At 36.3% G+C, this 16,511-nt stretch carries 16 protein-coding genes and 2 pseudogenes; 1 reads left to right on the top strand and 17 read right to left on the bottom strand.

All coding sequences use genetic code 11. The annotated features are described in order from the left end of the window. Window positions 1-2 precede the first annotated feature (2 nt). Complete coding sequence (locus CEQ21_RS02480) at window positions 3-161, top strand: hypothetical protein (protein WP_185763099.1); 159 nt, start codon at window positions 3-5, stop codon at window positions 159-161. Window positions 162-260: 99 nt separating this feature from the next. Here CEQ21_RS02480 and CEQ21_RS02475 read toward each other — a convergent pair whose 3' ends face one another. The 17 genes and pseudogenes from CEQ21_RS02475 to CEQ21_RS02400 form a co-directional block, all read right to left on the bottom strand. Then, a complete protein-coding gene (locus CEQ21_RS02475) occupies window positions 261-1,022 on the bottom strand; it encodes a CPBP family intramembrane glutamic endopeptidase (protein WP_185763098.1) in 762 nt (253 codons plus the stop codon). A gap of 119 nt (window positions 1,023-1,141) precedes the next feature. Further along, window positions 1,142-2,265 (bottom strand): annotated as a pseudogene (locus tag CEQ21_RS02470) (IS3 family transposase). A 684-nt stretch (window positions 2,266-2,949) separates the two neighbouring features. Further along, window positions 2,950-3,702 (bottom strand): annotated as a pseudogene (locus CEQ21_RS02465) (SDR family NAD(P)-dependent oxidoreductase). Window positions 3,703-3,753: 51 nt separating this feature from the next. After that, complete coding sequence (locus CEQ21_RS02460) at window positions 3,754-5,205, bottom strand: glycoside hydrolase family 1 protein (protein WP_419181581.1); 1,452 nt, start codon at window positions 5,203-5,205, stop codon at window positions 3,754-3,756. A gap of 12 nt (window positions 5,206-5,217) precedes the next feature. Further along, on the bottom strand, window positions 5,218-7,089 hold the full coding sequence (locus CEQ21_RS02455; RefSeq protein ID WP_185763096.1) for a beta-glucoside-specific PTS transporter subunit IIABC: 1,872 nt from the start codon (window positions 7,087-7,089) through the stop codon (window positions 5,218-5,220). A 109-nt stretch (window positions 7,090-7,198) separates the two neighbouring features. Then, a complete protein-coding gene (gene licT, locus CEQ21_RS02450) occupies window positions 7,199-8,047 on the bottom strand; it encodes a BglG family transcription antiterminator LicT (protein ID WP_185763095.1) in 849 nt (282 codons plus the stop codon). 505 nt (window positions 8,048-8,552) lie between these two features. Further along, on the bottom strand, window positions 8,553-8,828 hold the full coding sequence (locus CEQ21_RS02445; RefSeq protein ID WP_185763094.1) for an HU family DNA-binding protein: 276 nt from the start codon (window positions 8,826-8,828) through the stop codon (window positions 8,553-8,555). Between the two features lie 597 nt (window positions 8,829-9,425). After that, entirely contained in the window at window positions 9,426-9,971 is a 546-nt protein-coding gene (locus tag CEQ21_RS02440; RefSeq protein ID WP_185763093.1) for an NAD(P)H-dependent oxidoreductase, read from the bottom strand. Window positions 9,972-10,076: 105 nt separating this feature from the next. Continuing rightward, the gene (dmpI, locus tag CEQ21_RS02435; protein WP_144458022.1) at window positions 10,077-10,259 is read right to left on the bottom strand and encodes a 4-oxalocrotonate tautomerase DmpI; all 183 of its coding nucleotides are present in this window, start codon (window positions 10,257-10,259) and stop codon (window positions 10,077-10,079) included. 62 nt (window positions 10,260-10,321) lie between these two features. Continuing rightward, entirely contained in the window at window positions 10,322-11,332 is a 1,011-nt protein-coding gene (locus CEQ21_RS02430; protein ID WP_144458023.1) for a quinone oxidoreductase family protein, read from the bottom strand. 120 nt (window positions 11,333-11,452) lie between these two features. After that, the gene (locus tag CEQ21_RS02425; RefSeq protein WP_185763092.1) at window positions 11,453-12,310 is read right to left on the bottom strand and encodes an aldo/keto reductase; all 858 of its coding nucleotides are present in this window, start codon (window positions 12,308-12,310) and stop codon (window positions 11,453-11,455) included. Window positions 12,311-12,595: 285 nt separating this feature from the next. Beyond that, window positions 12,596-13,447, bottom strand: coding sequence for an aldo/keto reductase (locus CEQ21_RS02420; protein WP_185763091.1), 852 nt, complete (start codon window positions 13,445-13,447; stop codon window positions 12,596-12,598). Between the two features lie 233 nt (window positions 13,448-13,680). Continuing rightward, the gene (locus CEQ21_RS02415; protein ID WP_185763090.1) at window positions 13,681-14,313 is read right to left on the bottom strand and encodes an NAD(P)-dependent oxidoreductase; all 633 of its coding nucleotides are present in this window, start codon (window positions 14,311-14,313) and stop codon (window positions 13,681-13,683) included. Between the two features lie 26 nt (window positions 14,314-14,339). Next, on the bottom strand, window positions 14,340-14,555 hold the full coding sequence (locus tag CEQ21_RS02410; RefSeq protein ID WP_185763089.1) for a Rossmann-fold NAD(P)-binding domain-containing protein: 216 nt from the start codon (window positions 14,553-14,555) through the stop codon (window positions 14,340-14,342). 48 nt (window positions 14,556-14,603) lie between these two features. Further along, the gene (locus tag CEQ21_RS02405; protein WP_235907144.1) at window positions 14,604-14,918 is read right to left on the bottom strand and encodes a Rossmann-fold NAD(P)-binding domain-containing protein; all 315 of its coding nucleotides are present in this window, start codon (window positions 14,916-14,918) and stop codon (window positions 14,604-14,606) included. A 23-nt stretch (window positions 14,919-14,941) separates the two neighbouring features. Then, entirely contained in the window at window positions 14,942-15,067 is a 126-nt protein-coding gene (locus CEQ21_RS27220; RefSeq protein WP_268878972.1) for a hypothetical protein, read from the bottom strand. Window positions 15,068-15,164: 97 nt separating this feature from the next. Further along, a complete protein-coding gene (locus tag CEQ21_RS02400) occupies window positions 15,165-16,328 on the bottom strand; it encodes an MFS transporter (protein ID WP_235907206.1) in 1,164 nt (387 codons plus the stop codon). Window positions 16,329-16,511: the final 183 nt, after the last annotated feature.

The following is a 16,511-nucleotide window of genomic DNA, read 5'->3' as shown; positions in this document are numbered from 1 at the left end:
ATATGAAAACTAACATGACAGCAGCGGAAATTAAACTAGTTGATGATTATCAATTGTCTGCTATGAGAAATGCCCAGGCTACTATTGAGGCTCAATTTGCTGGCCATCGAGTACTGGAGAAAGTCAAACGGTCTTCGTTCTTTCAATTGGGTAATCGTTGATTCGGTTCCAACTCTTAATGATGAAGATGTTTCCCTTCCTTGGAATCGCTATTTCAAGGAAGGGAAACACTGGTGCTGCTACACTCCATTAAAATTGAATTATGGGATTTTTGTTATTCGAGAATCCTGAATATAATTTTCATCCTCCCCAACCTTTGCCATATAATCTATTAAGAAATGAAGAAGAATAAGGGGGATAATTGAATTAAGTCCCATATATAAAACGGAGAAAACCATGCCAACTATTGCTGTCCGCAATACGCCTGATAATAGCCCCTGATACGTATGAGCCAGTCCGAACAAAAGGGACGCAAAGATGACAACAAACCAAATGGGCAAGTTTGGGAACAAATAAGAAAATGCAAAGATTAAAAAGCCTCTGTATATTATTTCTTCGGTAAGTCCTGCTGTAATAGAAACGTAATTCCATAACTTCTTCTCTCTTTTACTTACAGGCATTATTGCGAGGTACGCTGATTTTTCTTTTTCTCTGTTTTTTGCTTCGGTGAGTTTTGTACGAATAGTAATACTTACATGGTATCCTATCATATAATATAGGATAGCAAGAATATAAATACCAGTTAGGGCAAATACAGTGTAGGTAATAATAGGGCCAAATACATTTGTGTTAATGGAAGGTAGGGTAAACCCTATTTGATTAAAGGTAAGTTCTGTGAAAAGGACTAAGAGGATGATATAGAGAGTAGGAGCCCACAAACCTACAATAGAATTAATATAATACTTCTCTCTGGTATGTGGATTTGTTGTGACATTTACCTTGAATTTCTGAAAATCATAATATCCGTAAATTGGCTCATATAGTAACACAAAAACAATCATTATCCAAAGGGAAATTTCCATGCAAACCTCCTTAATTTATGGTTATATCTACTCCTTTATATTTATTCAAGAAGAACCGCGATATTCCTTCTTCATAATACAGCTGTATTATGGAATGTCAACACCAAACTGGACAACTTTTATAAGGCCTGTTTCTTGAATTCTACTGGCGTTAAGTAACCGAGTGTTCCATGAATTCGAATATGGTTAAACCAATGAACATAATCATTTAATTCCAGTTTTAGCTGTTCAAGAGAAGTAAAATGGGCTCCATTTGCGAATTCCGTTTTGAAGACTTTGAACATGGCCTCGGCGACGGCGTTATCGTATGGACATCCCTTTGTACTCAAAGATCTTTGAATCCCAAATGTTTCTAAAGCCTCGGAAAGTAGTTTATTATCAAACTCTTTTCCTCGGTCTGTATGAAACATTTGAATGTTATGCAAGTTACCTTTAATGCTTGCCAATGCTTTATATACCAGGTCAGCTGTCTTATTTGGACCAGCACTATAGCCGATAATTTCTCGGTTGAAAAGATCGACAAATAAGCATACGTAATGCCATTTTTTCTCGACACGGACGTATGTTAAATCACTTACAACTACTGTTAATGCTTCTTCTTGGTTAAATGGACGTTTTAACTCGTTTCGGGTAGGAGCTTCCTTACTGGATTGTTTATATGGCTTGTATTGTGCCACCGTATAATTCGATACCAAGCCTAGTTGTTTCATAATCCGACCGATTCGACGACGAGAAACGATCCAGTTTTACTTCTTTAACTCTACTTTGAGTTTGCGAGTACCATAGTTACAACGACTTCCCTTAAAAATGCGTTGAATTTCATTGGAAAGCTCCACTTCTTCTCTTTCATGGGCTTCTTTTTCGCACAAATTGGCTTGATAGTAGTAACTACTTTTGGGTATATGGAGGACGTTACACATTGCTGATACTGAATATTTGTGTGTGTTATTTCGAATCACATTTATTTTCGTCCCATGATCAGCGCAGCTTGCTTTAAAATGTCACTCTCCATCATTAAGCGTTGGTTTTCTTTGCGCAATCTCATTAACTTGTTCTCTTCCTCTGTACGATTATCTTTCGCAGAAAAGGATCCAGTTTCTTGATGATTTTTAATCCAACGATCTAATGAGGAAGGTGTGATTTCATACTCTCGGCAGATATCCGCACGGGACTTTCCATTTTCATATAGCTTTACTAATTGAAGTTTAAATTCGGCTGTAAAAGTTCTACGTTGGCACGGCATTGTACCAAGCTCCTTTAGGTTAGTATGTTTAGTGTACTAGCCCTTATAAATTCTGTCCAACTTAGTGTAGCCGATTCATTATTTAAGTTATGGAAAATAAGGAAACTGTGCTGGATAACGCCGATTTTTTTCGTATAAACATTAGCAATCAATTTAGTTATGAATAGTTAATAAAGTTTAAAATTAACATATTCAGAACTAATCTCCCTCAATAAACAAACACTTATCTCTTAAATACTCCGTTTCACGTAGGAAATGTGCGTTAACTCCTAAAATAAGCGTTAATCCTTCTTAGATTGAAAATATGTTATAATAAAAAAACGTCTAATCCCATATATACCAAGGGTTTAAACATTTTTATTTTGAAGATTATGAAGCGTTTATCTATATTTAACGCACACTTATAAAATAATAACTTCCTTGGTTAATATCTCTCTTCTCTTCTAAAATTAATTCTTAAAGAAATTAAAAGCATATAATTAAAGGTAGAGGACTAATCCCCTACCAATACTAATATTCTTATTCTTTCACAGCATCCTTCAATTTTTTTCCTGCTTTAAAGGAAGATGCTATACTGCGGACACGAATCACTTTACGGCTAAGTATATGAAATGATTATATGTTTCTTTTTTTTATTAGAAGAAGCCACGAAACAAGTCCATTGCCTCTTTTGTATTCTCAGATTTAAATGGAAGTAAACCCACCGTCTATAGATACAACTGTTCCGTTAATATAATTAGCTGTATCTCCCAATAAAAAAGTAACTAATTCTGCTACCTCTTCAGGATTTCCAAGACGTTTTTGGGGAATGGCTTCCACAACCGCTTTAACATTTTCAGGATTCTTTTCTCTGTATTCTTTTACCATAGGTGTTTCAATCGTACCGGGTGCTATAGCGTTACAGCGAATTCCTTGTTCTGCATATTCCGCGGCAATTGTTTTAGTAATGCCGACAACGCCGTGCTTTGTTGCAGAATAAGTACCAACAGTAGCTTGTCCTACAACTCCTGCAGTAGACGAAGTATTAACAATCGAACCACCACCGTTTTGTAGCATTACTTCTGTTACATATTTAATACCGTATAATGCACCTAATAAATTTATTCCAACTACTTGTTGAATTTGTTCAATTGTATTATCCAAAAATTTTAAGCCTGGGCCAGAAATTCCGGCATTATTGTAGAACATATCAATCGTACCGAATTCTTCGACGGTTTTATCTACGTAATTCTTCACGTCCTCCGCCTTACTAACGTCTGCATGAACAAAGATTGCTTTTGCCCCTTTTTCTTTAATTAGGCTTACTGTATCATTTCCGGCTTTTTCGGAAATGTCCACAACTGTTATGGAGACACCAGAATCGGCTTATTTTAATGCTACCGCTTGACCTAACCCGCTACCGCCACCAGTTACAATAGCTACTTTATTTTGACTCATAGAAGTTCCTCCTTAAAGAAACAAAACTTTAGTTATAAACTTGTTATTACTTTACAACACTTGACCATTCGAGTTAATTACTTCTTTATACCATTCAAAACTTTTCTTTTTTGTTCTCTTGAAGCTTCCATTTCCGTAATCATCTATATCGACATGAATAAAACCATATCGTTTGCTTACCTCAGAAGTTGAAACACTAATAATATCAATTGGTCCCCAACTAGTATAACCCATAAGTTCTACACCATCTGAGATAGCTTCTCTCATTTGCACAATATGCTCTCTTAGATAGTTAATGCGATAATCATCTTGAATCAAACCATTTTCATCTGGTGTATCAATTGCACCGAGTCCATTCTCTACAACAAATAGTGGAACTTGATATCTATCATACAGTTTATTTAAAGTAACACGAAGTCCTACAGCATCAATTTGCCATCCCCAGTCAGATGATTCAAGATATGGATTTTTTAAACCAGAGAATAAATTACCTGGAGCTCTTTCCCCATGTGGTCCGGCACTTTCCACTAAAGACATATAGTAACTGAAGGAAATATAATCTACTTTATTTTGTAATAAAAGATCTTCATCCGTTTCTTCCATATTTATATTAATATTGTTCTCTTTAAAATATTCTTTAATAAAGTTTGGATAATAACCACGAACTTGAACATCTGTATAAAAGAAATTCATCTGCTCTTGTTTTAGCGTTTTTAACACATCTTGTGGATTACATGTTTCTGGATATGTTTCCAGTCTCGCAAGCATACAGCCGATTTTCGCATCGGGGTTAATCTCCCTACATAGCTTTACAGCCATTGCACTAGCAATAAATTGATGGTGTAGGGCTTGATAGATTGCTTGATTTATATTTTCAAAACGGTCTGTTATTAAACCTCCACCATTATATGGAGCTAAAGCAATAGCATTGATTTCATTAAATGTTAACCAGTATTTCACTTTATTACGATATCTCTTAAATACTGTTTCTGCGTATTTTGTAAACATATTAACTACTTTTCTATCTATCCATCCATTATATTTCTTAACAAGAGCAGCAGGCATTTCATAATGTGATAACGTTACAAGTGGTTCAATATTATATTTTGCTAATTCATCAAAGACATTATCATAAAATTGAAGTCCCTCTTCATTCGGCTGTAAGTCATCACCGTTTGGAAAAATACGTGCCCAAGAAATAGATAATCGGAATGTTTTAAAACCCATCTCGCCAAACAAAGCAATATCTTCTTTATAGCGATGGTAAAAATCCACTCCCCATCTTTTTGGGTATAGCTTTTTAGAGTCTTCCTTAAATGCTTCCTCAAACTGCTCAGATGTAATATGTACTGCATTGTCACCAGCACGCTCTTCCTTAGGTATAAATGGTATCATATCAGCTGTTGACAAACCTTTTCCACCTAAGTTATATCCGCCTTCTAATTGATTGGCAGCTGTTGCTCCACCCCATAAAAACCCTTCTGGAAATCTTTTAGCCACAATAAACACTCCTTCTTATTTTTGAATATTAAATAGTTGTTCTTCTGTCTTTATTACTTGATAATCTAAATCCAACTTCTCTACGGAACTATATTGATCACTATTTGTCAGTATCACTAAAGTAACCATATTGTATCCTTCGTTACTGATTGCTTCTCGGTCAAAGGTAATAAGCTCTTGACCCTTTTGTACATATTGACCTTGTTCTACTTTTACATTAAAGAACTTACCTTCTAAATTTACTGTTTCAAGGCCAATGTGAATAAGTACTTCTAAACCATTTTCAGAACGTAAACCAATTGCATGCTTTGTCGGATAAATCATTGCAACTGTACCAGTAAAGGGAGAAACTAATGTATTTTCTGACGGTTCAATAGCAATACTTTTCCCCAGAATTTCACCTGAAAAAGTCTTATCAGGTACACCTTGAAGAGGCAAAACTTTACCTGTTAATGGACTGCCTACTTCTTCCCCTTCGTGAGATAAACTAGTTGTTTTATTTTCTTTTGTACTATCTTCGTCATCTGCTGGAACATCTTCAAACCCTAAAATAAGCGTCATAACAAATGCAATAATGAAGGAAACAATCATAGAAATGATGGTATATACTAAATTCATAGGACTAGCAGGATCAATATAAACTGGAAAAGCCTCTAGACCTTGTAAAATAAATCCGAAACATTTTACTCCAAAATAAACAACCATTCCCCCACTAATTGCACCAGCTATCATGGTTGCATATAATGGACGTTTTAGTTTCAAATTCACTCCAAAAACAGCAGGTTCTGTAACACCTAATAATGCAGATACACCAGTAGATACTGCTAAAGATTTTAACTTTTTATTCTTGGTTCTAAATGAAACTGCAAAAGCTGCACCTGCTTGTGCTAAACTATTTACAATATTTAATGGCAAAATAGCATTATCATACCCATATTTACCCATATTCTGAAGTATAATAGGAGCAAAGCCATAATGCATACCGGTAACAACAAACACAGGCATTAATCCCCCGATTAGAATCCCAGCAAATACTCCTCCATGCTCATAAATCCATGCAACTGCAATCCCTACATAATCACCAACAACAAATCCGATTGGTCCAGCGACAATTAACGTGAAAGGAATCATAATAAGGAAAACAAGCGTTGGTGTTAAAACCACTCTCACTGTACTAGGAACTATACGATTTATTAATTTATAAACATAGCTTAAAATCCATACAGCAATAATAATCGGAATAACAGTAGCGCTATAGCCAATGAAAGGCACAGACATACCTAAGAACTTTAATCCAGCTTCTCCACTAGCAACCCCTGCTGTAATTGTTGGATACAGCAACGCACCGGCTAATGCTACCGCTAAATATTCACTTACTTTAAATCTTTTAGCAGCTGATATTGCTAATAAGAAAGGAAGGAAATAAAATGCTGCATCAGAAATAATGGTAAGAACTTGATACGCATCGCTTTCGACTGATATCCATCCTAATACTTGCAATAAGGTAAGTATCCCTTTCATCATCCCAGCCCCAGCAATTGCAGGAATGACAGGGGAGAATACACCAGAGATCATGTCAAAGAATCTACTTAAAAGCTTTTTCTTGCTAGCGCTTGATTCACCAATACTACTTTCATTATTAATTCCAACTAAAGATTCTACCTCTTTGAATACTTCCATTACTTTATTTCCGACAATCACTTGAAATTGGCCGTTTTGAAACTGTGCTCCCATTGCTCCATTTAACTTTCTAATTCCTTCCACATCTACTTTACTTTCATCTTTGACATGGAAGCGCAGTCTGGTTACACAGTGCCAAGATCTTGTTATGTTTTCTTTGCCACCAATTTTAATTACAATATCTTTTGCTAATTTTTCCTGACTCATTCGTTTACTCCTATTCTTTTTCTAGACAAAATAAAAAACCTAAATATAGTCCAAAACACAATTTTGTTTTGAAGTATATTTAGGTTATGCCTGATTTAACAGTAACACCCTAATTTTGTTTTTCATTTCTTGATGTCATTCGATGTATATGAATTGCTAAATAAGCCAGTTCATCATTGGAGAGATGCCAGTTGTACTCTATGTTTAAATACTTTTCAATCTTCTTCACGCAGATATAAGCGTTTTGATATCTTTCTTTTATGATGTTATACAGTGACGTAACTTCTTCCATTGTTTTTTCATCATGATTTAATTGTCTTAAAATAAAGTAACGTAAATGTGTCAGTAACCTTGAATAATTAATAGTGTCTTCTTGTATTTTCATATGATAATGATAGCTAATAACTTCAAGAATTTTATTCGTGATTTCTGCGATTTGTAGAGTTACTTTCATTTCTTCACTCTTATGCTGTGCATTAACAAAATGCAAGGCTATAGAGGTCGCTTCATACTCAGGTAGAGAAAGATTGGTGAATCTCTTTATAAGATTAAGGGCTTTCATTCCTATTTCATATTCATCTTTATAAAGGTTCTTTACTTCCCAATGAAGCGGATTCTTTATTAATAGGTTATCTTGATGTCTTTCTAAGGCAAAGTTTAAATGATCTGCCAATGTAATAATAAATGCATCACTTAATTTTATTTGCAGTATATCTTCTCCCATACGAATAATCTGGTTTGTTAGAAAGATATAATCAGCTGGAATACTATTTAGAATACTTGTTAACTGATTGGATTCAGGTGAATCTAACGAATAAACTTTATCAACTAAATTAGGATCAATCTCTTCATATCTTTTCTTATTAAATCCAACCCCCTTTCCCATCACAATGATTTCGTTTCCACTATTATCTAAAGCTAGAGCAACATTGTTATTAAATGCCTGTTTTAATTTCATGATAATCCCTCTTACTTTTGAATAAAATAAAAAAAAACCAATTATAATCGCATGAAAACATAGGTTACCCTATTTCCATTACAATTATAATTGGTTATGCCTGATCGAATCAGTAACAATCCTAAATTTTGATATAAGCTTAACACGAAAAGAAAACGTTGTCAATAATCATAATTCTTTTTATCTTATAATAAATTATTGATAGTTAATAACCCATATATCAAATATTATTACTAATACCTCAATAATCGTACTTTGATATATTAATGAGACACTCTACTAATTATAATTTCATTGATGAAACTTCCTCTCCTCTTCTAAACTCATTTCATTATTTATATTACCCTTTGGTTTCACATTCTTCTGTTCTTGGAAACCCATCTATAACATAATACCTTGTATACAAATATTTAGGTTCGCTGCTTGGAGCTTACTGTCTAAAAATTAATAATTATAAGGCTTATAAAAAGTGGTAGAGGATTGATCCCCTACCATACTAAAGTTCTTATTCTTTCACAGCATCTTTTAAGTTTTTTCCGGCTTTAAAAGTAGGTACTTTACTTGCTGCAATTTCTATTTCTTCACCAGTTTGCGGGTTACGACCCTTTCTAGCTGCACGTTCACTAACAGAGAAAGCACCAAATCCTAAGAGTTCTACTTTTTCACCATTTTTCAATGCTGTTGTGATTCTTTCCATTACGGAGTCAACTACTCTAGTTGAGTCCTTTTTCGATAATTCAGAGCCTTCAGCTACTGCATTAATAAGTTCTGTTTTGTTCATATATGTCTCTCCTAGAAATCAGTCCCCAAACAGGCCACTATTAGTATTTCATAAACGTTTTCAATTCGCAATTATAAGCTAATTCTCTTAGAACCTTATCAAAAAATAGTGACAAACGTGACACAATATTCACCATTTAGGAAGTCACCTTATAGGACTATAGTCCCCGTTACTTTAAGTACATTTATTCACAAAGTTATACTTTTTTTACAGTTCATTTAATACAACGCTGTCCATATAGCAACATAAAAAATGCTTTTCCTTTATATAAGGAAAGCACCATTCAGTTTATTAAATATTAAAATTTCAGGTTACTGATCATTTTAACTGTTTCAGGATCCCTATACTAAATTCTAGAATAGGCATCTCTACACCATTGTTCAAAATTACTTTTCACATAGAAAATCCCCTCATTTTTAACATTAAGTTTCAAATCATTTATCTCATTGTCGTGTTAGGTTCGGGATTTACAGATTAGCAATTTTGTGTTAATAAAACCACCTTCGTTTAACATGAAGGTGGTTTTGTGATGATCATATAAAAAATTCTAATGCTGCTACGTAGGACTCTTAATAAACCCTTTATACAAACTGTATGTTAGCGGATGGCAAGCAGATCCAGTTTATCGCTTAATGCATACTCGGCATAATCCTTCGCTCTTTGCTCAAGTTCCTCGTCGGATAATTGCATCACACCATCCACTACATAAGGTGTCAAATAGCGTGTGCCAATCAAATTACTAGTCGCCTGAAAAGGTCGTAGTAACTCTGGAATGGTGTATTTTACACTCCCGTTTGGTGAGTAACCTACTTCATCAACGCCAGTAGTAACAGCAATCAGCAGTTCTTTATCGTTTAGCTTGTCTCCATTGCTTCCAAAAGCCCATCCATAAGTCAGAACAGCATCCTGCCATTTTTTCAACAATGAAGGCGAGCTGTACCAATAAAACGGAAATTGTAATACGATGCGCTCATGATTTTCTAATTGCTTTTGCTCGGCTGCAACATCAATGTTCTCATCGGGGTAAGCCTCATAAACACGGTGAACCGTAACATTAGCTTGCTTCTCCATTTCCTCCGTAAAACGTCTATTTGCACGAGAAGCAGTTAAGTCTGGGTGAAATACAAGAACTAAAGTTTTCATTTTATTATTTCTCCTCAAAGAATCATTTATTTTTTTAATTATCAACTTTAATCCAAAAGGTTAAGGTTTTCATACCTAATCAAGACCTTTTTTGCTTAATCTGTATTATTTATCTGATAAAAGCTCCCCTCCAACACCAATATTGTCTAATTCATTTTCCTTTACATAAACAGTGACTATTTGTTCAGGTACATTAATGATTTTTGCAGCTGCTGTAGTCATTTCTTTTACTAAATTTCTTTTTTGTTCTTTCGTTAATTTAACTGCTTCAATTGTTATTACTGGCATAATTCATTCTCCTTTTTTTACATTTAAAGTCTTTTCTAATTGGCTTTAGGGTTAAATATTCATTAATCTTGTGGAATAGACAAAACGATTTTCCCTAGGTTTTCTCCCTTTTCCATTCTCAGAAGTGCCTCTGCTGCTTTCTCCAGCGAAAAAGTTTTGTCCAAAACAGGGTGAATCTTGTGTTCCTCCACAAGCTTGACCATATCAGCAAAATCTATCGGACTTCCCATCGTTGATCCTATTATGGAAATTTCTTTTACAGTCATACTTGGCAGGAGGAGATTCGGAACTGGTCCTCTTGTCGCACCAAAGCTGACAATTCGGCTTCCAATCTTACCAAGTGACACCAATGTTTTGAATACTTCCCCGCCAATACTATCGATGGATAGATCAATCCCGCCTGTTAATTTCTCCAATTCCTCCGACCAATCTTCTGATGTGTAATTGACACCTCCCATTGCACCGAAACTTTTTGCTTTTTCTATTTTTTCATCTTTACTTGATGTCACATACACTTTAGCACCTAGTGCGGCTGCAAATTGAACCAGATAGGTGGCTACTCCTCCGCCAACTCCAGGAATTAGAACGTTTTCACCTTTCTTCACTCCCCCCTTTGTTACGAGAGCACGGTAGGCGGTCAAACCAGCAAGCGGGAGCGCTGCCGCTTCTTCCCAAGATAAATGGGACGGTTTTGAATAGACATTTTCTGCAGGTACCTTTACATATTGAGCGTAAGTTCCGTTAGTGGGATTACCGAGTGCGTTGTAGTCAGCACTTTTCTTGTTCATATCACTGCCCCAATTCAAACCAGGATTAATGATCACTTCATCGCCGGTTAAACCATTGTCGACTTCATCCCCAACCGCAACAACTATCCCTGCACCGTCGGAGCCGGGAATAGCAGGCAACTGCATACCAGGATACCGCCCTTGTACGACCATCAAATCCCGTCGATTAAGAGCTGCCGCTTGTAGTCGGACCACGACCTCTTTCGAACCAGGCATAGGTGTTTCTATATCTTCTAGTTTTAGGTTGTTTGGTTCACCCGTTTCTCTTAATATCATTGCTTTCATATAATTAAACCCATTCCTTTCACCTTCAGCTCAAGTCATAATTTTTCGCTCCTTATATATGGAATAGTTATCCACATTTAAAGAAAAAACAATTATCAGTTACCTAATGCTTATTGTATTTTATGACTTGGCTGTATCTGGATCAAACATGAATCCGCCACAGTATGGCAAATTGTCTATTAAAGTCATATCCTCATTTGATAATGAGAAATCAAAAATCTGCATATTTGTGACCATCCTGTCCTCATGTCCGGACTTAGCCACAGGTACAATGCCTTTCTGGACCAGCCATCGAAGAGTTACTTGGGCAGGTGTCTTTTTATATTTACTAGCAATTTGATTCAGATCTTCATTTTTAAGGACATCTGCTCCGGCACCACCAAATGGACTCCATGCTTCTACAATAATTCCATTTTCCTGACAGTATTTTGCACTTTCAACCTGAGCAAATCCTGGATGGTATTCAATCTGATTGACCATTGGCTTAATTTCAGTATCTTCAATTAAGGCCTCCATGTGATGTGCTAAATAATTACTAACACCAATTGATTTTACTCGACCACTTTTGTATAGTTCTTCAAGTGCACGCCATGTATCGCTATTGATTTCTCTCCAGTCATCATGCCACTTAGCATTTGCTGGCCAATGAATTAAATACAAATCTAGGTAATCTAGATTTAATCGTTCCATTGACCCTTCAAATGCTTTCATTGTTTTGTCATATCCTCTATTCGTATGCCAAACTTTTGTGCTGATGAAAATTTCTTCTCTTGCAATGTTATACTCCTGCATCGCTTCTCTTATTCCTTGAGAGACTAACTCTTCATTACCATAGATTTCTGCAGTATCTATGTTTCTATAACCTACTTTTATTGCATTCTTGACATTATCCTTGGTTGTATTAATTGTTCCAAATCCTAAAATCGGAATTTCAATTCCATTATGCAATGTGTAATTACTTTTCATCGTCAAATCCATTATTCTTTCTCCTTACACTTAAAAATATTTAAGTAACAAATACTCAGATGAGCTTACTGTCTTTTACTACTTACCAAAGAAACTTTCAAATTGTTCTAAAAGCTAGATGTGCTTCATTGGTCTGAAACACCTGTATCTCTTAACATCAATGCCTTCATAATCTATCCGTTCCTTTCGTATTCAGCTCAAGGTATTATACGGATGAAATAAGTTTTCTTGAGATTTTTTGTTATTATTTACGGTCTTATATGGTACAGCTTTATTAAGTTGATTTTTAACAATGAATTAAATATCGAATTTCCAGCTCACAAATCGTTTCACGACTTCAGGATTTCTTTTTGAAGGAATTAAACTCTTTTTCGTATCCATTGTGGCAATGGCATTCATATCCTCTTGGCTCAATTCAAAATCAAAGATATTGAAGTTTTCATTGATTCTCTCCTTGTGAGTAGACTTAGGAATTGCCACAACTCCTCTTTGCGCAAACCAGCGTATAATCACCTGAGCAACAGATTTATGGTGTTTTTCAGCTATAGACACTAGAATATCATTCTGAAAAATATTATTTTTCCCTTGTGCCAAAGGCCCCCATGCTTCATGGCGAATATTAAACTCTTTCATAACCTGAGCAGCCTCTACCTGTTGAAAGAAAGGATGTGTTTCTACCTGGTTTACAGCAGGAGTTATTTCATTATGAAGTATCAAATCTACAAGGCGATCTGGTTCGAAATTACTTACTCCGATTGCCTTGATTTTACTCTCACGATATAATTCCTCCATCGCACGCCAAGAACTATAAACATCACCGAAAGGCTGATGAATTAAATACAAATCCAAATAATCTAATTGCAGTCTTTCCAGTGATTTTGCGAATGCTTTTTTTGTACTCTCATAACCAGCATCCTGTATCCAAAGTTTTGTTGTAATAAAGATCTCCCCTCTTGGCACGCCACTACGTTTAATTGCTCTGCCGACAGCTTCTTCATTTTCATAAGCAGCTGCTGTGTCAATCAGACGATAGCCTGCCATAAGGGCATCGTATACTGCTTGTTCACATTCATCGGCATCTGGAATCTGCCAAACACCGAAGCCAAGTATAGGCATTTCAACACCATTATTTAAAATGACTTTTTGCATAATGAAGTCCTCCCCGTTTATAAACTATTTTTTACAAAATAAATATCTTATTCATAGCATGACTTTTTATAGGGATTTCATTTCAAACCCTTGAATACTTATAAACATACAACCTTCGGGTAGCACGAAGTCAACAATAAAAATGAACTTTTTTTCAAATATAAAAAGGACTCAAAGTAGACGAATTTAGCAAAGATTATCTACTTTAGTTCTCTCCTTTTTTATTTCTACTTTTAATTACTAACAATTGTCATTCTTTGACGTATATAGGAACCATTCTCCAAAATATCAATTAACGCACTAGCAAAATCAGCATAGCTAATATGGCTTGTTGAAATATCATCAATGCTGAATTCTTCGCCATCAAAATGATATTTACCAGTCGCTTCACCTTCAACATCATAATTAAATGCTGGTGTGGCATAAGTCCAAGCAATGTTTGAGTATGAGCGCAATCGTTCCAAACTTTGAACCAAAACTTCTGCTAATGGTTTGTACTCTTCCATATAGTTTTCCCAGTCTTTGAAATATTTTGTATGCTCTTTATTAATAAACAATGTACCTGTTCCACCAATTTTGATGTATCGAGTGTTGCTGCCTTCAAGCAAATTTGCAATATGAGAAACACCATCAGTATGCACATAGAAAGTTTCAGGTACCCAAGCACTTACTCCGTCTACAATAGCATCATAGCCTGCTATTTCTTCTTTTGTTAAATCCATGATATCTTTGATTAGTATGTTTTTATAGTCGACATCATCATGTTTTCTGTGTGCAACTGCTAATACCTCATGACCACGTTTTTCAGCCTCTGTAATAATTGAACGTCCTGATTTCCCATATGCTCCAAGTACGATAATCTTCATTGTTTTTCTTCCTTTCTAATATCCATTTATTTTTTTAAAAATTTTATTTGTGTTAATTCTTCTAATTTAGCTAGCAGTTGACTTTGCAAGTCTATATTCTCTACTCTTTCATCATATCGAGAAAGCTTCTTATGGTAGTAATAATTCCCTGAGCTCAAGGCACTTTTGTCCTCACCACTAGCAAGCCAAACCTGTGAGGAATAGCCACCTTCAAGAGAGTCATTTGCGCCGGCACCACCCATACGAGTTGGGACCCAGCCAGGATCAACTGCATTAACAAGGACATCTGGTCATAAACGACTGACTGCTTTCATCAGTAATAACAAGGCTAGTTTGGAACTTGAATAATCTGTTTTTTGTACTAATTGATTAATGTTCAATATAGATCCACGATGCATGTCAGAAGAGACATAAATAATCCGTTTAGGTTTCTCAATAAGGCTAGTTAAAAGATAAGGTGCTTCAATATTTACTGTATAGGTTAAACGAGCGTCTTGCGTGTAAACTCCTGCATTATGAATAATGACATCAAAATGACCAGATTGATTAACTTGTTTAGCTACCGAGAGAATATCTTCTTTCTTTCCAAGGTCTCCAATGACCACATGAGTAACACCAGGATTTCCCTTTAATGCTTCTTTTGCACGGGCTTCATTGCGTGCATGTAAACTACTTCATTCCCTTGCGCAATTAGCTCTTTTGCAGTTAATGCACCGAGACCTGTTGATGACCCTGTAATGAAAATTTTTGTCATTCTTCATTCACCACCAAACTTATTTTTTTACAAATCCGGCAAAAATTTGAAGCCCCCACCTCCCTTTAAGTCTCTGCTTCTCACAATATCCAATTAATCAAGTCGCGTCAGACAAGCGGGAACGTAAAGCCGACCAGATTATTAGTCCAACGAGGGTAATGACTAGGGCAGCAATCATAATTGCAGACCATCCTCCAAATGACCAGAGTGGACCAGCAATAACCGAACCTATTGTACCTCCAAGAAAGTTACACACTACGATAGCCGTGTTAAGACGGCTTCTGGCAGAACCAGGTAGAGCGAGGAGACGTGTTTGTCCCAAAATCAGGTTGGTCTGTGTAGCAATGTCTAAGACAATAACAGCGAAAATCAGTCCGATAATTGAACTTTTCAAAATCCAAGCCGCTAACAGTGAGAATGCAAGTAATACTAAGGCGCTTCCTGTAGCAAGAACAGACCATCCGCGGTCATGCAAGACACCTGCACGCCTTGCAGCAAGTGCACCAGCCAATCCAGCAAGTCCCATGAGGCCTATCTGTCCTGCCGAGTAAGAGAATGGCTCAGCTGTTAGCAAATAAGTTAATGATGTCCAAAACAGCGAAAACACAGCAAAGTTCGCTGCCGAAATAACTAACGTCGGAGGCACGGCACGATGACGTGCCACGGTTGTGAACACCGATCCCAAAAGACGTGGGTAGGAAATACGTTTGCGTGGTTCAAGTTGTGGAATAATTTTGTACAGAATGATTGCAAGAATAATTGCGACACCTGCTGCTAATCCATAAATCGCCCTCCATCCAAGAAAATCGGCAACTAAGCCGCTAACAGTACGAGAAAGCAGAATACCGATTAAAGCACCCGAAGCGACCGTGCTGACTACTCTTCCACGTCGATCAGGCTCAGCCAGTTCACTGGCTAGTGGTGTCAGAAGTTGGGCAGAGACAGTAGTCAATCCCAAGCCGCCGAGCGCTGCTAGTAGGACAGAAAAAGTCGGTGCTAAGGCAGAGACAATAAGCAGCACTGCGGATAGACTCAAAATCAGCGGAATTAACCGACGTAAATTAAGTACATCACCTAATGGCACGAGAAGAAATATACCGAGCGCATATCCAAACTGGGTGACAGTTACTAGCATCGCAGCAGTCGATGATGAGACGCCGAGAGACGAGGCGATAATCTGGAACAGCGGTTGAGACAAATAAAGATTCCCTACGGCGAGCCCCGCAGCAATCGCGAAGATGACTGTTTTCGTCGGTGTCATCCGTTGGTCGGAATTGGTAGGTATTTTAGACATGATGAAACCTCCTAATAATCTAACAATTATGCTAGCCCTGTTAAAATACTGAAGTAACGATTTATTTACTTTTTAAATATTTCTTAAAGCCTTAAGCAAGTGTTACTTTAATGCATTCGTGTTACACGAAGTCAATAGCCTCAATCACTT

Source organism: Niallia circulans (assembly GCF_007273535.1).
Lineage (GTDB): Bacteria > Bacillota > Bacilli > Bacillales > Cytobacillaceae > Niallia > Niallia circulans_B.
This window is presented reverse-complemented; position numbering and strand designations above follow the sequence as displayed.